The sequence below is a fragment of the Synechococcus sp. BA-120 BA3 genome (genome assembly GCF_034931285.1).
Lineage (GTDB): Bacteria > Cyanobacteriota > Cyanobacteriia > PCC-6307 > Cyanobiaceae > Cyanobium.
In genome coordinates this window covers 1-919 of sequence record NZ_JAYGHZ010000207.1, presented here as the reverse complement: position 1 = coordinate 919, position 919 = coordinate 1, and the positions used below count along the sequence as shown (strand labels likewise).

Annotated in this window: 1 protein-coding gene and 1 pseudogene; one reads left to right on the top strand and one right to left on the bottom strand. The window is 74.9% G+C overall.

What is annotated here, in order from left to right; genetic code table 11:
* Positions 1-202 (bottom strand): annotated as a pseudogene (locus tag VB737_RS07310) (hypothetical protein); the annotation flags it as partial.
* A 110-nt stretch (positions 203-312) separates the two neighbouring features.
* On the opposite strand from VB737_RS07310, the gene VB737_RS07305 reads away from it, so the two are divergent.
* The coding region (locus VB737_RS07305; RefSeq protein WP_500312254.1) for an urease accessory protein UreD at positions 313-919 on the top strand (607 nt) is incomplete at its 3' end.

Genomic DNA, 919 nt, shown 5'->3' with positions numbered 1-919 from the left:
CACAGGCGCTGCGGCGATGGCCCCGCAGGCTGGTGCGCTCGTCGGCCCGCAGCGGCAACCGCAACGGAGCCTCCGGTGGCGCCGCTGAATCCGGCCCTGGCGCCACGCCGCGACGCAGGTGCCGCACCAGCACCAGGGGCACGCCGGAGTCGGGAACAGTCGCGCCGGAAAGCGTGGCGTCGGGAACCGTGGGGCCGGGCATGGAGCGGGCCAGGTGGGGAGGGTGGATGGTGCAGCCTGGCCAGCCGTTGGCCGGCTGCCCTGTGTCGGGCGCTACCAAATCCAGGCCCCCGGGGTCCCACGATCACCGCCATGCAGCTCACCGCTCCCGCCCCCTGGAGAGCCCAGGCCCGGCTTCGTTTCGAAACCACCGGCGGCGCCGACGGGGCCACCCGGCACCAGGGAGGAACGACGGCGCCGCTGAAGATTCAGCGGGCCTTCGCCGCCGGCGATGGCCGCTGCCAACTGCCCCTGCTGCACACCGGCGGCGGCCTGGTGGGGGGGGATGAGTTGGCCATCGAGGCCGAGCTGGGCGCCGGCAGCCGGGCCCTGATCACCAGCGTGGCGGCCCAGAAGGTTTACGGAACCGTGGGCCGCTCCCGGCGGGTCCCCGCCGGCAGCTGGACCTTTCAGACCCTCGACTTCCGCCTCGCCGCGGGGGCCGACCTGGAGTGGCTGCCCCAGGAGCTGGTGGTCTTCCGGGACGGCCTGTTCCAGCAGACCTGCCGGGTGGAGCTGGCCGAAGGGGCCAGCTGGCTGGGGGCCGAGGTGGTGCGGCTGGGGCGCAGCGCCGACGGCGAGACGCTCGGATCCGGCCGCTGGCGCTCCTTGCTGGAGATCCGGCGGCAGGGCCAGTGGGAGCTGGTGGACCGGCTCGAGCTGGGCGGCGCCAGCCTGGAGAGCCCCCACGGTCTGGGGG